This window comes from Chryseobacterium foetidum (assembly GCF_025457425.1).
Taxonomy (GTDB): domain Bacteria; phylum Bacteroidota; class Bacteroidia; order Flavobacteriales; family Weeksellaceae; genus Chryseobacterium; species Chryseobacterium foetidum.
In genome coordinates this window covers 2,703,910-2,725,439 of sequence record NZ_JAMXIA010000001.1, presented here as the reverse complement: position 1 = coordinate 2,725,439, position 21,530 = coordinate 2,703,910, and the positions used below count along the sequence as shown (strand labels likewise).

Genomic DNA, 21,530 nt, shown 5'->3' with positions numbered 1-21,530 from the left:
AACGCAAAAATACCGTTGAAGCCTGATTATTTGTATAATTTTTAATCTAATTGATAACCTGTTTTGCTTTTGGCTTATCTGCAGGCTTGGTTGTAGTTGTCGTCGTTTTAGGTTTATCTCCTGAAGATCTCGCCGGCGTCGTATTCTGTTTCGGAGGATCACTTCTCGGAACCTCCCTTTTTGGCGGAGTTGCCGGAGTTGTCTCTATTGGTGGTACATCCTGAAAATTCGGAACCTCTTCATATCGTACCGGAGGAAGCGTGGTATCGATCTTCATTCTGTACATGGAGTTCAGCTCGTTGATTTTATTCATCAGCTCGGCAGGTGTTTTTTTACTTGCCCAGAGGTCAATCTGCATTCCCTGATCCCGTACATCACCGGATGCAGGATCCTGATAATAAACGATATCATTTTCATCACTTCCACCATCTTCATAGTCTACAATTCCTACTTCAAAAAGGTTTCTTGCAATCAATGCTTTAGCTTCTTTTACCGTAAGACCAACCACGTTCGGAATTCCGATATTTCTCATCGGTCCACTGCCGATTACCACATCAATAATAGAGAATCTTGGAATTTTGGTTCCAGGTTTAATACTGTTTCCTTTAAATAAAATTCTTAAAATAGCATCTTTCTGAATGCTCGGTTCGTAAATGGTATCACCAACTTTTAAACCTACCTGATCCAGACGCTGGAAACCTAATCCAGAATATTTATTGATAACATCAGGCACAGAAACGGGAGCCCAGTTTCTTGGATTAACCTTTAAAGTAACCGATCTTCCGTTTTTCACACGCGATCCCGGCGCAGGATAAATCTGCAATACCTGAAAAGGTCTGTATTTTGGGTCATATTTAAAGCTGTCTACTTCATATTCCAATCCGGAATCATCCAGAATCTTTACGGCATCGTGTACAGATTTGTTTACCACATTCGGAACCTGTATTTCATCGCCGTGATGGGTATGAATCTCCAGCCAGCGGAATGTGAGGTATATTAAACCTACAAAAACTCCGGCTGCAAGAATTAAATTCAGGAGAACTCTCCAATTGAAAAGCGATTTCAGCATACTGATAAACTCTTTATTTGTAACGGCAAATATAAATAATAATTTTAGAATAGGATTTATTTAATACATTTGGTTTGCGGTTTAAAATTTATCGAATGAGCTGCTATCATTCTTTAAAATCATTAAATTTGCCCTGTTAGACACATAGATTTAGATATGAACAAAAAAAATGTAGCCGTTGTGATGGGAGGTTACTCAGACGAGTACAAAGTTTCTCTTAAAAGCGGCCAGCTGATCTTTGATTCTCTGGACAGAGATCTTTATAATGTATATAAAATTATCATCCTGAAGGAAGAATGGTACTTTTTGGATGAAAACGAAAATAAACATGACATCAACAAAGGTGATTTCACAGTAAAATTATCTGATGAACAAACTTTGAAATTCGACGTTTGCTTCAATATCATCCACGGAACACCTGGCGAAAACGGAATTCTGCAGGCCTACTGGGATGCCATCGGACAAAAATATACAGGTTGTGATTTTTATCAGAGTGCATTAACTTTTAATAAAAAAGATACATTAGCCGTACTTTCCAAATATGGAATTCCGTCTGCGAAAAGTGTTTATTTAAGAAAAGGAGAGGAAATTAATGTAGACGAAATTATTGAAAATCTAAAACTTCCGGTATTTGTAAAACCCAATCAATCCGGATCTTCTCTTGGAATTTCCAAAGTGAAAGAAAAATCTGAATTGATTGCTGCGACTGAAATTGCATTTAAAGAAGATGATGAAATTTTAATTGAAAGCTTCCTTGATGGAATGGAAGTTTCTGTGGGAGTGATTGATTATAAAGGCGAAACCATTGTTTTAGGAATTACCGAAATTGTTCCTCAAAACGAATTTTTCGATTATGAAGCCAAATATGAAGGTGCTTCAGAAGAAATTACACCAGCAAGGATTGACGACGAAACAAGAATCAGAGTAGAAGAAATTTCAAAAAGAGCCTACAATTCATTAGGAATGAGCGGTTTTTCAAGAAGTGAATTTATCTTAATGGACGGAGTTCCGTATATGCTGGAAATGAATACCAATCCTGGATTTTCTCCGGCGAGTATTCTTCCACAACAGGCAAAAATCTATGGAATTTCCATCAAAGATCTGTGCGGAAATGAAGTGGAGAAGGCTTTGAAAAAGTAGGAAGATGGAAGTTTACATTTTGCTTTTAACATTCATTTTTTAATTTAAATAAAATATAGTTCAGTAGGGAGAGTTTAACATTATAAAAACTTTAAACTCAAAACCTAAAACCCAAAACTTTTCACGCATGAAAATTGCCGTTTTTCCGGGCTCTTTTGACCCGATTACTTTAGGACATTATGATATTATTGAAAGAGCAGCGGCACTTTTCGACAAGGTGATTATTGCGATCGGACAAAATTCTTCAAAAAAATACATGTTTCCGCTTGAAAAAAGAATGGAATTCATCCAAAACTCCGTTGCGGAATTTCCCAACGTGGAAGTAGATCATTTTGAAGGCCTTACCGTAGATTACTGTTTCGAAAAAAACGCTCAGTTCATTCTCAGAGGACTCAGAAATCCTGCTGATTTCGAATTTGAAAAAGCGATTGCCCACACCAACCGAACTTTAGCTCACAAAAAACTGGAAACGGTTTTCCTTTTAACCTCATCAGGAAAATCCTTTATCAGCAGCAGCATCGTGAGAGAAATCATTAACCACGGCGGGGAGTATGAATTGTTGGTTCCGGAAGCAGTCAGAGTAGAAAAATAAATGATTAGTGATGATTGATCAGTGATGTTCAAGACAAATATTTTATCAATCATCATTTATCGAACATCAATCATAAAACATGCACGAGCAATTCAATTTCATCATAGAAATTCTCGGGACGATCTCTTTTTCGATGTCGGGGAGTTTTGCTGCGATGCAGAAAAGGCTTGATCCGTTTGGGGTTTTGATTATTGCCTTCGTAACTTCGGTTGGAGGCGGAACGGTGAGAGATTTATTACTGGACACTCCCGTTTTCTGGATGCACGATCTTTTGATGTGTGGACTGATTCTGGCGACGAGTATTTTTTCTATGGTTTTTAAATCAATCGAGAAAAACTTTAAGGTTACCCTTTTTATATTTGACAGTTTTGGGTTGGGATTGTTTACCATTATCGGTGTTCAGAAAGGTTTAAATTTAGACATTCATCCTTTGATTTGTATCGGTTTAGGAACGATCACCGGCTGTTTTGGAGGAATTATCCGTGATATATTACTGAACAGAATTCCATTAATTTTTAGGAAAGAAATCTATGCAAGTGCCTGTATCGTTGGAGGCTCTACTTTTTTGCTGCTGACTCATTTCACCACACTTTCCTATACTTTTATTCAGATTTTTACGATTTTAATGATCGTTGCCGTTAGAACTTTAGCCGTAAAATACCATTGGCAAATCCCAAAATTTTATGGATATGAAAGTAATTCTGAAATGTAAACAACAAAAAATGCACTTGATTTCTCAGGTGCATTTCTATTATATTGAAATTTAAGTTCTTAAAACTTGCCTCTCTGTCTCATGTGAGGATTGTGAACGTGTTTTTGCATCGTCGGCATTTTCAGCTGAGCTTTCATTGTTTTGATGTGCTCGGTCATCATTCCTGCCGTGTCTAATCTTTTAGCTTCTTCCAAAAGTTTCTGTCCTTCCTGCTTTCGTCCTTTAGAAAGTGCTGCTGCAGCCAGATTCAAAGTTGCCATTGCGCGGTCATGTTTCATATTCAAACCGTAATCCAACGCTTTTTTCATATAAGGTTCAATTTTCGTTGGATTGTCCTGAGCTAATGTCAGACCCTGTAAATAATGAAAATATCCGTATTGATTTTTATCCAGCTGAGAAGTGTAGTTGGTAATTTTTGTAAGCCACTCTCCTGCTTTCTCCATATTTTGTTTTCTCAATTGCCAGAAAGCCAAAAGAATGTATTCGTTTTTAAAGTAAAGGAAAACCGGTACTGCCGCAAGAATCACCAAAACGATTCCCCACCCAATGTTTCTGTTCATCATCAGATAAACTGCAGCTGCGATGATCAGTGCAGAGATAACAAATTTTATGTATTTGTTCATGTTTAAATTTTAGAAATGCAAAGGTAATAATTTAAGGTTTAAGGTTCAACGTTTAAAGTTTAAAGTTTCGACACATCAACATTCTTATGTATAAACCTCAAACGTTAAACTCAAAACATTAAACTCTTTCATAAGTTTGAAAGCTGAAATCATATTCATTCTTCTCATCTTTTTCGTGAAAAATTTCTTCTGAAAGTTTCCATATTTTAGGATCGATTTTTGGGAAAAACGTATCGGCTTCAAGTTGAGCTTTTACTAAGGTTACTTCCAGTTTATCAGCAACTTCCATTGTTTGTTCGTAAATATTTCCACCTCCGATGATGAATACATTTTCGTCTATTTTCTTTGCGAATTTTAAAGCTTCTTTAATGCTTCCTACAATCAAAATACCTTCCTGAAACCAGTTTTTCTTTCTCGAAACAACAATATTGGTGCGGTTTGGAAGCGGTTTACCAATACTTTCGTAGGTTTTTCTGCCCATAATAATCGGATGTCCGGAAGTAAGATCTTTGAAGTGTTTTAAATCTTTAGGAAGATGCCACAGGAGTTTGTTGTCTGCCCCGATTTCGTTCTTCTCGCCCATCGCCACCACAATTGTTGTCATTCTTAATATTTTTTACAAAAATAGCACATAATTTGTATATTTGGAAAACGCAAAAATTTAAAAACATTTAAACTATGAAATCGCCATTACAAAATAATATTAAAATATTCTGAAGTCTGGCGATTGCATATGACAATTAAAAAACATTAAAAAAATTCACATATGAAAAATAAAGGCTGCCTTAGCGCAGGAACTATCGGAATTGCCCTTTTGGTAATTGTTGCAATCGCCTTCTTCTGGGGGAAAAACGGCTACAATAACTTCGTTGCCAAAGAAGCGATTGTAGATAACAAATGGTCGAACGTGGAAACGGTGTATCAGAAAAGAGCCAACCTGATCCCAAATCTTGAAAGAACTGTAAAAGCTTATTCTAAATTTGAGCAGGAAACTTTAACCAAAGTAATCGAAGCAAGATCTAAAGCGACGTCTATCAACATTGATCCAACCAATATGACCGAGCAGGATCTGGCTAAATTTCAGGCTGCACAGGGAGAATTATCAGGTGCATTGAGCAGATTGATGGCGGTTGTGGAATCTTATCCGAATTTAAAGGCAGATCAGCAGTACATAAATTTCCAGAGCGAATATATTGCGATTGAAAACAGCATCAGATCAGAAACTGTGTATTACAACGAGGCAGTGAGAGATTACAACACTTCAATCAAGCAATTTCCTTCAAATATCATTGCCAACTTTACCAACTTTAAAGAAAAACCTTCTTTCAAAGCAGCTGCAGGAGCAGAAAAAGCACCGGATGTATTTTCTGAATAATTAAAAAGTAAACGTGAGCAATTTCCTTACAGATCAACAGATCGCATTGCTTGTAGATGCGATACAGTCCGCGGAAGATCATTCTACGGGCGAGATCAGGGTGCACATCGACTCCAATACAGAAAACAAAAATGCTGACAGAGCTTATGATGTTTTCAAAGAACTTTGCATGAATAAGACCGCAGAATTGAATGCGGTTCTTTTTCATGTTAATTTTGAACAAAAATATCTGACTATCATTGGCGACAGAGGGATTCACGAACGAGTACATCAGTCTTACTGGGATGCTTTGCATGATGAAATCACTGCCGGTTTTGCTCAGAAAAAATTTTTCGAATCGCTGCGGGATGCTATTTTAAAAACAGGTTTCGAACTCAAAAAACATTTTCCGGTGACGGGAGAAAACACCAACGAACTTTCCAATGAAATTACATTTTCATAAAACCGTATTTTCATTCCTTTTTCTATGCTTTTACGCTTTCGTATCGGCACAGTACACTATTCCCGAAAAGCCGAAATTGCTTTATCCTGTTTATGACGAAGCCAAACTTCTTTCCACACAGGAAACTGATGAATTAAACAAAAAGCTGATTGCATTTTCAGATTCTACATCTACAGAAATTGAAGTTGTTATTATCCCTTCCACAAAAGGTGAAGACATTAATTTTGTTGCTACGATGATCGGCGAAAAATGGGGAATCGGACAGAAAGGAATTGATAACGGCGTTGTTTTTTTGATTGCAACTGAAGACCGAAAACTGGCCATTCAACAAGGGAGAGCAGTTGAACAATATCTTACAGCTTCTACTTCAAAACAGATCATCGATTACATCGTGACTCCGCATTTCCGTGAAGGAAACTGGTACGAGGGCATCAACCGTGGGACTTCTGCGATCATGGAAGCCGTTCAGGGAAAATTCAAACCTTTTGAAAGAAAGAAAGAGAACGATTTTGATCTTGGTCAGCTACTTTTGATTGCCTTCGTCATTATCATTATCCTCATCATTATTTTTAAAAACCGTGGTGGCGGAAACGACGATGACGACGATGTGATCATTACGCGACGCGGCAGAAGAAATTATCCTGGAGGATTTTTCCCGTTTCCTTTTCCAGGCAGTTTTGGCGGCGGTGGCTTCGGTGGTGGCGGTTCATCAAGTGGCGGCGGAGGTTTTGGTGGCTTTGGAGGTGGCGGAAGTTTTGGAGGCGGTGGTGCTTCGGGTGGATGGTAGTTTAAATTTCACTCGATTATGTTTGAAAAACTATTCAGAAAAAAAGAATCTGACAGCCAGTTAATTTCAGTTATTGAATATCCTGAAAATTATATATTCGAGACCTATTTTAAAATTGAAACAGGTTTATGGAAAAGAACTGATCTTATTACCATTTGTGAAAAAAATACAGGAGAATCAAATCTTAATAATTTAATTTTAAAACATCTGAATTATTCGAAGTCTGTGAAGGAAAAACATAATGATTTTAAAAGGATGTATGAAAATTATAAAACATTAACTTCACATTCCTCTATAAAAAAGCAAATGAAAAACTCTAAAAGTGTTCAAATATTGCGAAATTATCATCACATTATTTTTACACCTACCAAAAATGGCGATACGAGTGGTCATAAGCGTGGTTACACTGAAATAGCAGAAAGAAAAATAATGATAGATAAAAATTCGGAAAATTTAGCTTCCTTATTATTAATGAGCTTTAGAGAGTGTGAATAATTTTTAATCACACTCATTCATATCCTTTCTTCTGATTAAAATTTCATTAAAAACCGTCAACATCCGCAAATTTCTAAGCAAATTTTCATTATATTTACTGAAAACGGGTTTATGAAGAAAACACTGGTGGTTTTTGCCCATCCTTACCTCGAGCATTCTACCTCAAACGTGGAACTGATTAATTTCTACGTTCGTCATCAGCATTTTACACTTCGTGATCTGTACGAAGAATATCCCGATTTTCACATTGCCGCTTTCAGAGAAAGAAAAAGACTGCAGCAGTACGACCGTTTTATTTTTCAGTTTCCGATTATCTGGTTTGGAATTCCGCCTCTACTTAAATTGTGGATTGACGAAGTTTTCGACAGAAACTGGGTCAAGGAAGGTGAAAATAACCCACTGAAAGACAAAGAAGTTTACATCGTGGTGACGACGGGTGGCAAAGAAAGATCTTTCACAAAAGAAGGCACTTACAAATACACCATCGATGAAATCATCAGTACGCTGATTGTTTCTCTCAACGTTTTTGGCGCCAATATCAAAGACATTACGATTGTTTACGAAGCCAATAAACTGTCTAAAAAAGAAATCATTTTACATAAAAAGAAATTTGTCGAAATCCTAAATCAATAAATATGGAATCCAGTATAGCAATGAACACCTTGATTTTTTTGGGCGTTGCCATTATTATGGTTCCGCTGGCAAGAAAATTAGGTCTGAGCTCAGTAATCGGCTATATTCTGGGTGGAATCATCATCGGACCGTATCTCCTGAAACTTACAGGAAACGACGTCAACGATATTATGCACGCCAGTGAATTCGGAGTCATCATGCTTTTGTTTTTAGTAGGACTGGAACTGGAACCGAGAAAATTCTGGGAGATGCGGAAGAAAATCGTAGGGCTCGGGCTCACCCAGATGGCTCTGACAATTTTAATTTTATTCGGTATTTTCGTGGTTGCAGGCTGGAGTACTAACAAAGCCATCGCGGTCGCCATGTGCTTCGCTTTATCCTCAACAGCAATCGTTCTCCAGACTTTACAAGAAAAAAACAACCTGAAGACTCTGGCAGGAGAAGCTTCTTTTTCCACACTTTTATTTCAGGATATTGCCGTGATTCCGATTTTGGCAATCTTACCGGTTTTGGCTCACACCAAAGCGAAAAACAGCGAAAATGAAGTTCAGGTTCTAATTCAGAAACTTCCCGACTGGCTTCAGGCCGGAACCGTGATTTTTGGCGTGGTAGCCTTGATTTTACTGGGAAGATATGTCTTTGTTCCATTCTTAAGATACGTTTCCAAAGCGGGAATGACCGAATTACTCACAGCTACTTCCCTGTTTCTGGTGATTGGCGTTTCAGAACTGATGGTTGCCATAGGATTATCTCCGGCTTTAGGAGCGTTTTTAGCGGGTGTGATGTTGGCAAACAGTGAATTCCGTCATGAGCTTGAAGCACATATAGATCCGTTTAAGGGACTCTTGCTCGCCGTCTTTTTCGTCAGCGTGGGTTCAACAATGAATTTCAATGTTATTGCTGCAGATCCAACATTTATCTTCAGTACTGTTTTTGTAGTCTTGGCCGTAAAATTCGCTGTTCTTTTTGTCATCGGAAAATTCTTCAAAATAGATTCTCCACAAAGTCTGTTTTACGCTTTTGCGCTTTCTCAGGTGGGTGAATTTGCCTTTGTATTAATCAATTACGCATCAGATTTATCACTTTTCAGTGCAGAAATGAATGCTCAGATGATGGCTGTCACAGCGATCACAATGTGCATTACGCCGATTCTTTTAATTATTAATGATAAAATAATCACACCGAAATTCATCAGAGAAGTTCCTGAAACAAAATCAGATTTCAATATTCTTGACAGCGATATTTCTCAGAAAAAAATTATCATCGTTGGTTTCGGACATTTCGGAAGTACCGTCGGAAGACTTCTGAAAGCCAATAAAATCACCGCAACCATTCTAGACAGAGATTCTGACCGTGTGAAATTGTTGAGAAGTTACGGCTTTAAAGTCTATTACGGAGATGCCACAAGAATTCCCGTTCTACGAGCTGCCGGAATTGGAGATGCTGAAATTTTAGTTCTCTGTCTTGATGATCCGGATGACAACCGGTTTGTTGCTGAACTGGTTCGTGAGCAATATCCCGACGTGAAGATATTTGTCCGTGCAAAAAACCGAATTGATGCCTACGCGTATCTCGACAACGGCATTGACAATATTTACCGTGAAACTTTAGGAACTGCCGTTGATATGGCTGTAGATGTTCTGCAGGAAATAGGCATGAGAAAATATGCTGCCAGACGTTTAGGACAGAGATTTATGGCGATTGATAAAGCCTCCATCCGTAAGCTGGCAAAATCAAAAGATGATGAAGATATCCGCCTTTTCACCACAAGAGAAATCCTCCAGCGGGAGGAGGATTTATTGGCTTATGATAATTTAAATCTTGAAAATAAAGACTGGGAAACTTCATCCACGGAAGGTGAAGAGGAAGGCGATAAATAGTTACTGCAAACTTACGCTTCCGCCACTGCTTTCTTCTTTCGAAACGGTTGTCACATTTCCTTTTTTGAATCCATTGATCGATCCGCCTGAAGATGCATGTGCTTCAAATTTAGAAGAAACACCAATTTCAACGTTTGAACCACTTGAAGATTCTGCCTTTACGTTTTCTGCAACCACTTCTTTTGCTGAAATCGTACTGCCTGAAGAGGCATTTAAATCGGCACCTTTGGTTTTTCCTGAAATATTCACTTCTCCAGCTGAAGAAGCTTCTACATTAAGCTTTACAGCCCAGATTTGTCCTTTAAAAGTTCCGCTACTGCCTGCATCAATATCCATTTCGTTGGCTTCGAGTTTACCCGAAATATGACCTGAACTGGAAACTTCTACATCGGTTTTATCCTGTGTAAACTGATCTCTTACCACGATAATTCCCGCAGAATTGGCTTCCAGTTTTTTGAAATCTTTCGCATAAATTTTAGCTTTCACATTATTTGTATTCATTACACGGAAACCGTTTTTGTAATGAATATGCAGTTCGCCGCCGCTGTTATCCACCAAAACCTCATCAATAATATTTGCCGGAGCAGAGATTACCACTCTTTCAACATCAGATTTAATTATTTCGGCTTCGATGGCTTGTGAAACTTCAATTTCGTCAAAATCTCCACTGAATTCTTTCTGCTTTAAAGGCCCATGGTCTTTGTTGGTAACGTCCGGTAGCCATTTTGACTTTCCGTTTCTGCTTTCGCTTTCTTTGCAGGAAGCGAGCGTAACCAATCCTGATAAAAGTAAAATTGATGTGTATTTCATATATAAATTTTTATTTGATTAATAATGATGTCTTTTAATTCCGTCTGAATTTAAATCTTAAAATCATGGCGGTTTGATATTTTGCTGTTTAAAAGTTTAGTTTTTAATATCTTTATATTTTAATAACAACTAAATTATGAAATCTCTTACAATTGACAATAAAAACCAATTTTAAAATCAAAAAAGAGACTTTATAATCTTTAAAACAATAAGTTTACATGAAAAATATTTCATCCGTATTGTTAGTTTCTGCCTTGGCATTTAACCATTCTTGTACCACCACAATGAAAACAACCGATGTAAAACAGGAAGTTCCTGTGCCCGATGCTTCGCTTTCGTCAAATCCTTTTATGAAGAAAAGCCAACTTCAGTACGAAGCTCCGGAATTTGATAAAATTAAAGATGAGCATTTCAAACCCGCTTTTGAATTTGGTCTGAAACAGCACGACGCTGAAATCCTGAAAATTGCCAATAATTCTGAAGCGGCAACTTTTGAAAACACCCTTGTAGCCTTGGAAAAAAGCGGCGAAGTTCTGAAAAGAGCAATGATTACATTTTCAAATCTGACGAGTGCCAATACCAACCCTACTCTTCAGGCTTTGGATGAAGAATTCGCTCCTGTTTTTGCGGCACATTCCGATAAAATGTATCTGAATGAAAATCTTTATAAAAGAATTAAATCTATTTCAGACAGCGGTTTAGATTCTGAAAGCAAAAGACTTCTTCAGTTTTACAAACAGAATTTTGAAATCGCCGGAGCAAATCTTTCGGCTGCCGATAAAGAAAAATTAAAGCAAGTCAATCAGGAAATGGCTTCGCTTTCCACTCAATATTCCAATAAACTGCTTGAAGCGAGAAAAGAAGGAGGAATTATCATTGACAATGTAAAAGAACTGGACGGACTTTCTCCTGACGAAATTGCTGCAGCCGCCGCCGATGCAAAAACTGCAGGGAAAGAAGGAAAATATCTTTTAGCACTTCAAAACACAACGCAACAGCCGGTTTTACAAAACCTTACCAACCGTGCTACCCGTGAAAAAGTTTTTAAAGCGTCTTGGATGAGAGCGGAAAAAGGTGGAAACAGCGACACGAGAGAAACCATCGAAAAACTGGCAAAATTAAGACTGAAAAAAGCACAGATTTTAGGCAAAAAAAGCTTTTCAGAATGGAAACTTCAGGATCAGATGGCGAAAAACCCTGATGCTGCGGTAAAATTGATGAACCAATTGGCAACTCCGGCCGTTGAGACTGCAAGACGTGAAGCAAAAGATATTCAGGATCTGATCGACCAGCAAAAAGGCGGTTTCAAACTGGAACCTTGGGACTGGAATTTCTATGCTGAGCAGGTGAGAAAAGCGAAATTTGATTTAGATGAAAATCAAATCAAACCTTATTTTGAAATCACAACCGTTCTGGAAAAAGGCGTTTTCTTCGCCGCTGAAAAATTCTATGGACTGACATTTAAAAAGAGAACCGACCTTCCTGTTTATCATCCTGACGTAGTGACCTACGAAGTTTTCGACCACAACGGAAAATCTTTGGCCATTTATTATTTAGATTTCTACACAAGAGATTCTAAAAACGGTGGAGCTTGGATGAGCAATTTTGTTGAGCAATCTTATTTATTAGGGACAAAACCTGTGATTGTCAATTGCTACAATTATCAGAAACCAGCTGCCGGAAAGCCTTCGCTAATCAGTTATGATGATGTAACTACGATCTTCCATGAGTTTGGCCACTCTATACACGGGATGTTTGCGAGCCAGAAATACCCTTCACTTTCAGGAACAAACGTACCGAGAGATTTTGTGGAATTTCCATCTCAGATCAATGAACATTGGGCATTAGACCCTGTCGTTTTAAAAAATTATGCACTTCATTATGAAACAAAACAGCCGATTCCGCAGGCTTTGGTTGATAAAATTAAAAAAGCAGCCACTTTTAATCAAGGCTATATGACGACAGAACTGGTTTCTGCCGCTGCTTTGGATATGGATTGGCATTCTGTAACCAACGAAAGTCAGTTGCTTCCGGTTTTGGATTTTGAAAAACAATCTTTAAATAATCACGGATTTAATTTATCAACTCTTCCGCCAAGATATCACACACCTTACTTTGCACACATTTGGGGCGGTGGATATTCAGCAGGATACTATGCTTATTTATGGTCAGAAACTTTAGACAGCGACGCATGGGAATGGATTGAAAAAAATGGTGGACTGACCCGAGAAAACGGCGACCGTTTCAGAAAATTCATTCTATCTGTCGGGAATTCTGTTGATTTGAATCAGGCATTCAGAGACTTTACAGGACACGATCCGGATATTAAGCCGTTGTTGAGAAACAGAGGTTTTATTAAATAATTTTAGGAAGCATTCATTCATTTGGATGCTTTTTTTGTTGATACGAATTGCTCGAATTTTATACGAATTATCTCAAATTTAGCTCTCGCTGATTTTGCTGATTCAGCTGATTTTGAGCATAAAATCTGTGTATATCTGTGAAATCTGTGCGCTAATTGATTCTCACAGATTTCACGGATTCCACAGATTCGTGCGTAAGATTCTTCGGTTAATATAAAAGCAAGATATAAGTTTCGGCTAAAGCCAATCAAATTAATTAAATTTAAGACGGGCTAAAGCCCGTCCCTATTGAACAATGCTTTGTGTTATTAGTGAAAAAATATTCGTGTACATTTGTGTTTTAAAAAGAAAATCAAAGAAAATGAACTGTCCATGCTGCTCCGGAAAATCGTATGAAGAATGCTGCCAACCTTATCACAACGGAGAAAAATTTGCTCCGACCGCCGAAGCTTTGATGCGTTCAAGGTTTTCAGCATTTGCTATTCCAAATGGGAAATATTTAATGGAAACCACCTCGCCCAGCAAAAGACAGTTCCACAACACCAAAGATCTGCAGGAATGGGGAGAAATCAACGAATGGACAAAACTGGAAATCGTCAGTAAACCATCGATGAATAAGGTGGAGTTCAAAGCATATTACACCGATGAAGACGGAGAAAAAAATGTCCATCATGAGTTATCGACATTTAAAATGATTCAAAACCGCTGGTACTATGTTTCAGGAGAATTTTTAGACTGATTATTTAACCACAAAAACTGTTAACACATAAGTCACAGAGATTTTTCTTGGTTTGAAAACATTTCCAGACCACATTAGAGAAAAAATCAAAGATTTTTAAAGTGAGTGTAAGTATTATCCTACATTCTTATATTGTGTACACAATGAAAATCTTTGATTTTCAAATCTCATGTGTTCTAAAATATTTTCAAAGTTTAAAACTAAAACTAATGTGACTCATGTGTCAAAAAAAATGTCCAGCATTTCTGCAGGACATTTTAATTTTATATAGAAAACTCTTAGTGAGCCTCGTTTCCGTCGATATCATGAGCGTGACCGTGAGATAATTCCTCTTCGGTTGCAGGACGCGTATTTAAAATCTCAACCTGAAAATCCAAAACTTTCCCAGCCATTGGGTGGTTAAGGTCAGCAATTACAGCTTCAGGTGTCACTTCCACTACGAATGCCTGAAAATTATTTCCTTCGTTATCAGACAAAGGCAAGATCGCTCCCACTGGTGGAATTCCAGCTTCAGCAAACATATCGATTGGCAATTGTGCGATCGCATCTTCCTGTTTTTCACCGTAAGCTTCCTCAGGCTGAATCACGAAAGCAGCAGTATCACCAGCCGTCAAACCGTGGATATTTTGCTCAAATTTAGGAATCATCATTCCCACACCATATAAAAATGTAAGCGGATTTTCTGCAGTTGTTTCTTCTACAAGGATTTTGCTCCCATCCTCTTCGATAGTGTGAAGAACATACTTTACAGCTACCACATGATTGTTGTCAATTGTCATATTTCTTTTTTTGCGTGAATTTTTTTTCACGATTAAACGGCACAAATATACTGTTTTTGAAAGAATTGAATCATTAAATATCTGTAAAGAATCATCCTCAACATACTAGTTTTTATTTTTCGACTCCTCTCTTTTCTTCTGTCTCAAAACATAGAGATACAGACTTTCAACTTTTGCTCTTGCCCAATCTGTTTTTCTCAAAAACTTCAGTGATGAGTTGATACTCGGGTTATCTGTAAAGCATTTGATATTGATCTGTTTCCCCAATTCCTCAAAACCCTGATAATATTCTACCAGTTCTTCAAGAATGGTATCGAGGCGTTTTCCGTGTAAAGGATCTTTTGACTGTTGTTCCATAATGTTGTAAAGTTAAATATTTCAATTGTAAACCTAATCTAAACCTCACAGGTTTTGAAAACCTGTGAGGTTTCCATGCTACAAATTCATCTGTAAGAACTGTACTGTTTTAAACCTGACAGGTTTTAGAAACCTGTTAGGTTTGATGGTGCAAAATTGCATTTGGTTATTAACAGTATTGAAACAAACCACATGCAACTGCCTTTTGTTACAAACAGACTTGTTTTAAACAAAAGTATTCTGCATTTGGTTACAAACAGCATTGAAGCAAACCAACTGCAACTGCATTTTGTTACAAACAGGGTTGTTTTAAACAAAATGCAGACTCCGGAAGTCGCAAACAGGATTATTTTAAACCTACGGAGGTTTATTTTAATTCTACGTTGAGTTATTTTTAAAAAATTAACTGAATTCAAGCTAAGATGTAAGTTTAATATTAAAGGGTTAAATCAATAGCGTCGGGCTTTAGCCCGATGTTAAAAATGGATGACAACAAAAAGGCTTTAGCCAAAACTTAAGATCAGAGTCGGTTAAAGCCAAATGTATATCTCTTGACGCAAACGGGCTAAAGGCCACTTCTATTGAATTAAAACCTTTGTTATCTCAAAACGAGATTAAAAATGTTTTCGAATTGAGTAAAACCGTAAATAAATTGATGACGTTTGATGTAAATTTGATTGACAAAACCTAATCAATAAAATTAAAATCGAACATCTAAATTCACTTTGAAATAAAGTTTTCTCTGAAGAATAGATTAATTTAGCTAAATCAATTTTCAAAAAATTTATCTAAAATAAATTGAGATGAGCAGAAATACAGATGCCAATAAAAAAATTCATAACAAGAAAATTGCCAATAAGAAACGCAAGATTCAGGAGGCTGAAGCGAAAAGAAAAAACCGCTTGAAGGAAATGCGCGAAAATACTAAAGCAAAATTGGCTGCCGAACAGGAAAACGAATCTCAAATATTATGAAAATTCTCCACACCGCCGACTGGCATTTAGGCAAACGCCTAGACCGTTTTTCACGACTGGAAGAACAGGTTTTGGTCATGAATGAAATCGTTCAGATTGCTGATGAATATAATGTTGATCTGGTTTTAATCGCCGGAGATTTGTTTGACACTTTCAATCCGTCAACTGAGGCTGTCGAGCTTTTTTATAAAACTTTGAAACGCTTATCTTTAAATGGAAAACGCCCAGTTATCGCGATATCGGGAAATCATGATTCTCCCAGTTTGATCGACGCTCCCGATCCGTTGGCGAGAGAATGCGGAATTATTTTAATAGGTCATCCCAAAGCGACAGTTCAGCCTTTTGAATTGGAGCATTTTAAAATTTCCAAAACTGCCGCCGGTTTTATTGAACTGGAATTTAAAAATCAAAATTTCCCTGTCAGAATTTTGCATACACCTTATGCGAATGAAGTCCGGTTGAAAGAATATTTCGGAGAAAATAAAGAAGTTGAGCTCAACAATGTTTTAAGAGAAAACTGGAAGCAAATTGCCGATGAATTTTGTGATGAAAATGGAGTCAATCTTTTGATGACACATTTGTATATGAACAAAAAAGGCGCACCTATTTTGGAAGAACCTGATGGCGAAAAACCTATTAAAATCGGGAATGCAGATCTGATTTGGTCGGATATTATTCCGCATCAGATTCAGTATACAGCTTTGGGGCACCTGCACGGCTTTCAGAATATAGGAACGGCGGAAAAACCTGTCGTTTACTCATCGTCACCGCTTTGTTACAGCTTCAGTGAGGCCGGACAGAAAAAATATGTTTCCATCATTGAAGCGGAACCCAATCAATCGGTTTCATTTGAAAAAATTGCTCTGGAAAACGGAAAACCTTTAGTCAGAAAAACATTTGATTCTGTAGAAAAAACCATTGAATGGCTTCAGGAAAATCCAAACGCGCTGGTAGAACTCACTTTGGAAAGCGAAACTTTTCTAAAAGCTGAAGAAAGAAAACTGATTTATCAGTCACATGGTGGTATTGTTCATTTGATTCCGAAAGTGAAGAATCAGGATTTTAATGAAAATCAGCTGAGCGAAATCAATCTTAATCAGGATATTCAGGCGTTGTTTAAGGATTATTTTAAATCTAAAAACGGCGGACAGGAAGCCAATGAAGATTTGATTCATCTGTTTAATGAAATCGTTTCTGAAAAGTAATATAATCTAAAACATTTTTTAAAACATTAAGGTTAATGAGTTTTTAAGTCGGAATAAGCGAAATAAATTTCTTAAGACCGTATCTTAATTTTGTGTGCAAAACCTTAACCCCAGCTCAACCTCTTCAATCACTTAATGGTTCAAATTTTAATATCATCTTTATGATTCCAATTCAATTGACTTTAGAAGGTCTGTATTCTTATCAGGAACGTCAGAAAATCGATTTTGAAAATCTTACGGAGGCCGGTCTGTTCGGGATTTTCGGCTCGGTTGGTTCAGGGAAGTCTTCTATTCTGGAAGCCATTTCTTTTGCACTGTACGGAGAAACTGAGCGTTTGAATTCAAGGGACAAACGTGCCTACAACATGATGAATCTGAAATCAAACAAATCCTATATAGAATTTGATTTCATCAATTTTGAAAACAAAAAATACCGCGCTACAAGGGAATTCAGAAGAAATACCAAAAATTTTGAGGACGTAAAAACGCCAACCGTAACTTTCTACGAATGGAACAACGGCGTGTGGATACCTTTGGAACATTCCAATGCGGAAAAAATTGTAGGATTGAGTTATGCGAATTTTAAGCGGACCATCATCATTCCGCAAGGTCAGTTTAAAGAATTTCTGGAACTTGGAGCTACAGAACGCACCAATATGATGAAGGAAATTTTCAGCCTTCAGCGGTTTGATTTGCAGAATAATGTCTCTGTTTTAAATGCTAAAAATAAATCTGAACTCGACCAACTGGAGGGTCAGCTAAAAGGTTTTGAAGAAGTAAATGAGGAACAGATTGCTGAGCAGAAAGAACATCTGAAGCTGGAGCAGCAAAAATTTGAAGAGCTTAAAATTCAGTTTAAACAGATCGAAGAAAAATACCAGCAACTTAAAAATTTAAAAACCGATTTTGAATCGCTGAAGCAGAAGAAATCTGATTTTGAAAAACTCAGTATACAGAAAACGGAAGTTGACGAACTCGAAATCAAAACGGAACTTTTTGATAAAGTATTCAGGATTTTCACGCCGATAATTGCTGAGAAAAATAAGCTTCAGAAAGAAATTTTGGAGCAACAGAAAAACAAAGAAAATCAATCTAAATTATTGCAGGAAACCGAAACCAGATTTGAAGACATCAAAAATAAACTGGCTGCACTTTTACCTAAATTTGAAGCTTTGGATCAGTCTAAAATTCAGGAAAATGATTTGGGTTTGATTCTTAAAATGCTTGAATTTTCGAATGATATACAAGCTTTAAAAATCAGAACAGAAAAAGGTTCCGATAAAGTAAAAGAAGTAGAAACTGCACAGAATTTAATTCAGAAAAAAATTACGGAACTTGCCGATCATGTTGATATTTTAAAACCTAAAAAAATAGATTCTCATATTTTAATGAATGTTGGAAACTGGTTTTTGGCGCAGAAAAATTTGACAGAATCAGCAAAAAATCAAAATGAAAAAATTGAAGATTTGCAGGATAAAATCGGGAAACAGAACGCTGAACTTATTCCCTACTCTATTAATACCGAAACTTTTAGAGAAGATTTTAGACTTAAATTTGATGCTTTGGAAACTGATGCAAAAAAACTTTCGGAGCGGAAAAGTCAGCTTGAAGTTCAGCAGAAACTCGCACATTTTGCAGGAGAGCTGCACGATGGAGAATCCTGTCCGCTTTGTGGTGCGGTGGAACATCCAAATATTGTGGAATTTGATGATGTGAATGCTGAATTGAATCAAATTAAAAAAGAGCTTGAGCAAATTGAAATTAAGAAAGATTTTAATCAAAAGCAGCTTGCTGAAATTGAAAAGATTCTTGACCGAAAAAAGATTTTTGAAGAACAGCAGAAAGCTGAACTGGAAAATTTAAATCAAATTAAAATTAAAACTGAAAATCACCGAATAAACTTTTCGTGGACAGATTTTAATGCTCAAAATGAAAACGAGTTTCTGCAAAAACGCCAGCAGTCTTTTGAGATTGAAAAGCAGACCGAAGAACTGAACAGACAGATTTCCGAACAGCAGAAAACGCTGGAAAAAGAACGCGGGCATTTGGAAAAATATAAAAAAGCTTTAGAAGAATTTAAACTTGATGAAGCGAAAAAAGAGGAGCAAATCAAGACCAGCGAAGCCAATTTGAAAATTTTAAAATGGTCAGATTACAGGGAAAAAGAAAGCGGTGAGATTGAAGATACTTACAAAAAACTCGCACAATCTAATCTTGAAACCGCGCGGGACTATCAGCAGCTTGTAAAAGACGAAAAGGAGATTTCTCCAAAATTGGCTGAGCAGAAAACGATTGTTGATCAGGTTGAAAAGCGAATTTCTGAACTGGAAAAAGAGATTTTTGAAAATGAAAACATTTTAACGAAATCCTTAGTTGAAAACAATTTTTCTGATTTACCTGCAGTTCAAAACATTTTAATTCAGGAAATAAATGTTCAGGCAGTACGAAATCAAATTCAGCAATTCAGAATTCAATTTGAAACTCTGAAAAACGGAATTGCCGATCTGGAAGCCAAGCTCAAAGATTTTTCCTTTGATGAAGAACAGTTTGCTACAGCAGAGAGTCAGTTTACAACTGCTGAAAATGATTTAAAAAACGCCAACAATAATGTGGTAAAAATCAGTTCAGAAATTGAAAGACTGGAAAAAGAATTTAAGAAAAAAGAAGATTTACTGAAAGATTTAAATCAGCTTCAGAAGCGTGCCGAGAATCTGAAAATCATGACCAATCTCTTTAAGGCAGCAGGTTTTGTACAGTACGTTTCGTCGATTTATCTGCGTCAGTTGTGCGACCACGCCAACGTTCGTTTTCATAGAATGACCAGGAATCAACTAAGTTTGCAGTTGAACGAAAACAATGATTTTGAAATTATTGATTATCTCAACGAAGGTCGCAGCCGAAGCGTAAAAACATTGTCTGGCGGACAGGCATTTCAGGTTTCATTGAGTCTGGCTTTGGCCTTGGCAGAAAGTGTTCAGGCGAATGCGAAGTCAGACAGGAATTTCTTTTTCATCGACGAAGGCTTCGGAACTCAGGATTTGGAATCGGTGAATATCGTATTTGAAACCCTGATGAATCTGCAGAAGGAAAACAGAATCGTAGGAATCATTTCCCACGTCGAAGAACTGAAGGAGAAAATTCCTGTGTCGCTGAATATTACCAAGGATGAGGAACGGGGAAGTTTAATCGAGGTGGTGTAGTAAGAATGCCGTTTGCAGTTACTGCAACACATTTTTATTATCGCTGAAGAAAATTTAAAATTTTTTAGAAATTATTGTAAAATAATTTTATATTTAAAGCAACATTCATTTTCATGATTTGTGTTTTGGTTTAGGTACAGAGCGGTTGAAAAAACCGCTCTGTTTTATTTTATATGACCTGTTGCACGGGAATAATTTTGCAGTAAAATAATCCTGATTCAGGGAGTTTTACAGATTGATTTCAGGCAATTATTCTCTTTTCACAGAAAAAAACTCCACAGAAAAATATTCTGCAGAGTCTATAGATTATCTTACCTGTTTTGAAATTTCAGTTCCAAAAAGCTCAATCGAGTTTCTCATTACATCATCGGCTGGGTCGCCAACATCCATGTGACCTATGAATCTGGTGATTCCGAAGATCTCTTTTATGTAATTGATTTTGTCGGCAACCTGATTGGAATTTCCGATAAACAATGCGCCATCTTCGCTTCTACCACCCTCGTACTGCATTTTTGAAAAAGGTGCCCAGCCTCTGGACTTACCAATTCTGTCCATCTGAGATTTGTAAGTGTAAAAATATTCATCGATCACCTTCTGATCTTCACTTACAAAAGTGTGAGAATGGACGGCAATCTGCATTTCAGATTCAGGATGACCGGCTTTCAGGTATTCCTGTCTGTAAAATTCAATGAGGCTTTTAAACTGAATCGGCATTCCTCCAATGATGGCGACCACTAAAGGCATTCCCAATTTTGCGGCACTTAAAACAGACTGCGGAGTTCCGCCCACAGCTCTCCATATTGGAAGTCTGCCATTATTTTTTGCTCTCGGATAAACGGTTTGATTCTGCATCGGAGCACGTAGTTTCCCCGACCACGAAACGTTTTCTTCTGAATTAATTTTTAATAACAATTCTAATTTTTCGTCGAAAAGCTGTTCGTAATCATTTAAAGAATAGCCGTACAAAGGGAAAGACTCAATAAAACTTCCACGCCCGACAAAAATTTCTGCTCTTCCGTCTGAAATCAGATCTAATGTTGCAAAATCTTCATATACTTTCACAGGTTCGGACGAACTTAAAACCGTTACTCCGCTTGCGAGCTTAATATTTTTTGTAACACTTGCAGCTGCTGCCAAAACCATTTCAGGTGAAGAAACTGCATAATCTGCACGGTGATGCTCTCCCATTGCTAAAACATCAATCCCCACCTCATCCATCAGTTTTACCTGACCGATGATTTCACGGATTTTCACTCCGGCATCTCTATATTTTCCGGTTTTCTGGTCGAATGACACATCTCCGAACATTCCTATTCCTAATTCCATACTGTTGATATTTATAGAGCAAAATTAGT

At 37.1% G+C, this 21,530-nt stretch carries 21 protein-coding genes; 14 read left to right on the top strand and 7 right to left on the bottom strand.

Features of this window, described 5'->3' with window-relative positions; all coding sequences use genetic code 11:
* Nucleotides 1-46 precede the first annotated feature (46 nt).
* Complete coding sequence (locus NG809_RS12720) at nucleotides 47-1,069, bottom strand: PASTA domain-containing protein (protein WP_262151190.1); 1,023 nt, start codon at nucleotides 1,067-1,069, stop codon at nucleotides 47-49.
* A 156-nt stretch (nucleotides 1,070-1,225) separates the two neighbouring features.
* Here NG809_RS12720 and NG809_RS12715 point away from each other — a divergent pair, with 156 nt between their 5' ends.
* The 3 genes from NG809_RS12715 (at nucleotide 1,226) to NG809_RS12705 (ending at nucleotide 3,513) form a co-directional block, all read left to right on the top strand.
* Nucleotides 1,226-2,209, top strand: coding sequence for a D-alanine--D-alanine ligase (locus NG809_RS12715; protein ID WP_262151188.1), 984 nt, complete (start codon nucleotides 1,226-1,228; stop codon nucleotides 2,207-2,209).
* Nucleotides 2,210-2,336: 127 nt separating this feature from the next.
* Nucleotides 2,337-2,801, top strand: coding sequence for a pantetheine-phosphate adenylyltransferase (gene coaD, locus NG809_RS12710; RefSeq protein ID WP_262151186.1), 465 nt, complete (start codon nucleotides 2,337-2,339; stop codon nucleotides 2,799-2,801).
* A gap of 79 nt (nucleotides 2,802-2,880) precedes the next feature.
* Nucleotides 2,881-3,513 carry a trimeric intracellular cation channel family protein gene (locus tag NG809_RS12705; protein WP_262151183.1) on the top strand — a complete coding sequence of 211 codons (633 nt, stop codon included), beginning with the start codon at nucleotides 2,881-2,883 and terminating at the stop codon, nucleotides 3,511-3,513.
* Nucleotides 3,514-3,572: 59 nt separating this feature from the next.
* Here the strand turns inward: NG809_RS12705 and NG809_RS12700 are convergent, their stop codons facing one another.
* Nucleotides 3,573-4,136, bottom strand: a complete 564-nt coding sequence (locus tag NG809_RS12700; RefSeq protein ID WP_262151181.1) for a DUF2892 domain-containing protein — start codon at nucleotides 4,134-4,136, stop codon at nucleotides 3,573-3,575.
* 118 nt (nucleotides 4,137-4,254) lie between these two features.
* A complete protein-coding gene (locus NG809_RS12695) occupies nucleotides 4,255-4,740 on the bottom strand; it encodes a dihydrofolate reductase (protein WP_262151179.1) in 486 nt (161 codons plus the stop codon).
* 162 nt (nucleotides 4,741-4,902) lie between these two features.
* On the opposite strand from NG809_RS12695, the gene NG809_RS12690 reads away from it, so the two are divergent.
* From NG809_RS12690 to NG809_RS12665, 6 genes are all read left to right on the top strand, one after another.
* Nucleotides 4,903-5,511 (top strand): LemA family protein, encoded by a 609-nt coding sequence (locus NG809_RS12690; RefSeq protein WP_262151177.1) that lies wholly within the window; start codon nucleotides 4,903-4,905, stop codon nucleotides 5,509-5,511.
* A 13-nt stretch (nucleotides 5,512-5,524) separates the two neighbouring features.
* Entirely contained in the window at nucleotides 5,525-5,953 is a 429-nt protein-coding gene (locus NG809_RS12685) for a TPM domain-containing protein (RefSeq protein ID WP_262151175.1), read from the top strand.
* Nucleotides 5,934-6,740: a TPM domain-containing protein gene (locus tag NG809_RS12680; protein WP_262151173.1), complete on the top strand. Its 807-nt coding sequence runs from the start codon at nucleotides 5,934-5,936 to the stop codon at nucleotides 6,738-6,740. The genes NG809_RS12685 and NG809_RS12680 overlap by 20 nt, the downstream gene beginning before the upstream one ends.
* Nucleotides 6,741-6,758: 18 nt before the next feature.
* Nucleotides 6,759-7,235, top strand: a complete 477-nt coding sequence (locus NG809_RS12675) for a hypothetical protein (protein ID WP_262151171.1) — start codon at nucleotides 6,759-6,761, stop codon at nucleotides 7,233-7,235.
* A 111-nt stretch (nucleotides 7,236-7,346) separates the two neighbouring features.
* Nucleotides 7,347-7,868 carry an NAD(P)H-dependent oxidoreductase gene (locus NG809_RS12670; RefSeq protein WP_262151169.1) on the top strand — a complete coding sequence of 174 codons (522 nt, stop codon included), beginning with the start codon at nucleotides 7,347-7,349 and terminating at the stop codon, nucleotides 7,866-7,868.
* A 2-nt stretch (nucleotides 7,869-7,870) separates the two neighbouring features.
* On the top strand, nucleotides 7,871-9,748 hold the full coding sequence (locus tag NG809_RS12665) for a monovalent cation:proton antiporter-2 (CPA2) family protein (protein ID WP_262151167.1): 1,878 nt from the start codon (nucleotides 7,871-7,873) through the stop codon (nucleotides 9,746-9,748).
* Here the strand turns inward: NG809_RS12665 and NG809_RS12660 are convergent, their stop codons facing one another.
* A complete protein-coding gene (locus NG809_RS12660; RefSeq protein WP_262151165.1) occupies nucleotides 9,749-10,558 on the bottom strand; it encodes a head GIN domain-containing protein in 810 nt (269 codons plus the stop codon).
* 218 nt (nucleotides 10,559-10,776) lie between these two features.
* Between NG809_RS12660 and NG809_RS12655 the strand changes: the two genes are divergently transcribed.
* On the top strand, nucleotides 10,777-12,921 hold the full coding sequence (locus NG809_RS12655; RefSeq protein ID WP_262151163.1) for a M3 family metallopeptidase: 2,145 nt from the start codon (nucleotides 10,777-10,779) through the stop codon (nucleotides 12,919-12,921).
* Between the two features lie 361 nt (nucleotides 12,922-13,282).
* Nucleotides 13,283-13,660: a YchJ family protein gene (locus NG809_RS12650; protein WP_262151161.1), complete on the top strand. Its 378-nt coding sequence runs from the start codon at nucleotides 13,283-13,285 to the stop codon at nucleotides 13,658-13,660.
* Nucleotides 13,661-13,938: 278 nt separating this feature from the next.
* Here NG809_RS12650 and NG809_RS12645 read toward each other — a convergent pair whose 3' ends face one another.
* Together NG809_RS12645 and NG809_RS12640 are read right to left on the bottom strand one after the other, a co-directional pair.
* Nucleotides 13,939-14,439, bottom strand: a complete 501-nt coding sequence (locus NG809_RS12645; protein WP_262151160.1) for an FKBP-type peptidyl-prolyl cis-trans isomerase — start codon at nucleotides 14,437-14,439, stop codon at nucleotides 13,939-13,941.
* 105 nt (nucleotides 14,440-14,544) lie between these two features.
* Nucleotides 14,545-14,796: a VF530 family protein gene (locus tag NG809_RS12640; RefSeq protein ID WP_262151158.1), complete on the bottom strand. Its 252-nt coding sequence runs from the start codon at nucleotides 14,794-14,796 to the stop codon at nucleotides 14,545-14,547.
* Nucleotides 14,797-15,599: 803 nt separating this feature from the next.
* Between NG809_RS12640 and NG809_RS12635 the strand changes: the two genes are divergently transcribed.
* From NG809_RS12635 to NG809_RS12625, 3 genes are all read left to right on the top strand, one after another.
* Entirely contained in the window at nucleotides 15,600-15,770 is a 171-nt protein-coding gene (locus tag NG809_RS12635; protein ID WP_262151157.1) for a hypothetical protein, read from the top strand.
* Nucleotides 15,767-16,975 carry a metallophosphoesterase family protein gene (locus NG809_RS12630; protein WP_262151155.1) on the top strand — a complete coding sequence of 403 codons (1,209 nt, stop codon included), beginning with the start codon at nucleotides 15,767-15,769 and terminating at the stop codon, nucleotides 16,973-16,975. The genes NG809_RS12635 and NG809_RS12630 overlap by 4 nt, the downstream gene beginning before the upstream one ends.
* A gap of 161 nt (nucleotides 16,976-17,136) precedes the next feature.
* Nucleotides 17,137-20,175 (top strand): AAA family ATPase, encoded by a 3,039-nt coding sequence (locus tag NG809_RS12625; protein WP_262151153.1) that lies wholly within the window; start codon nucleotides 17,137-17,139, stop codon nucleotides 20,173-20,175.
* 306 nt (nucleotides 20,176-20,481) lie between these two features.
* Here the strand turns inward: NG809_RS12625 and NG809_RS12620 are convergent, their stop codons facing one another.
* Complete coding sequence (locus NG809_RS12620; RefSeq protein WP_262151151.1) at nucleotides 20,482-21,501, bottom strand: LLM class flavin-dependent oxidoreductase; 1,020 nt, start codon at nucleotides 21,499-21,501, stop codon at nucleotides 20,482-20,484.
* Nucleotides 21,502-21,530 lie beyond the last annotated feature (29 nt).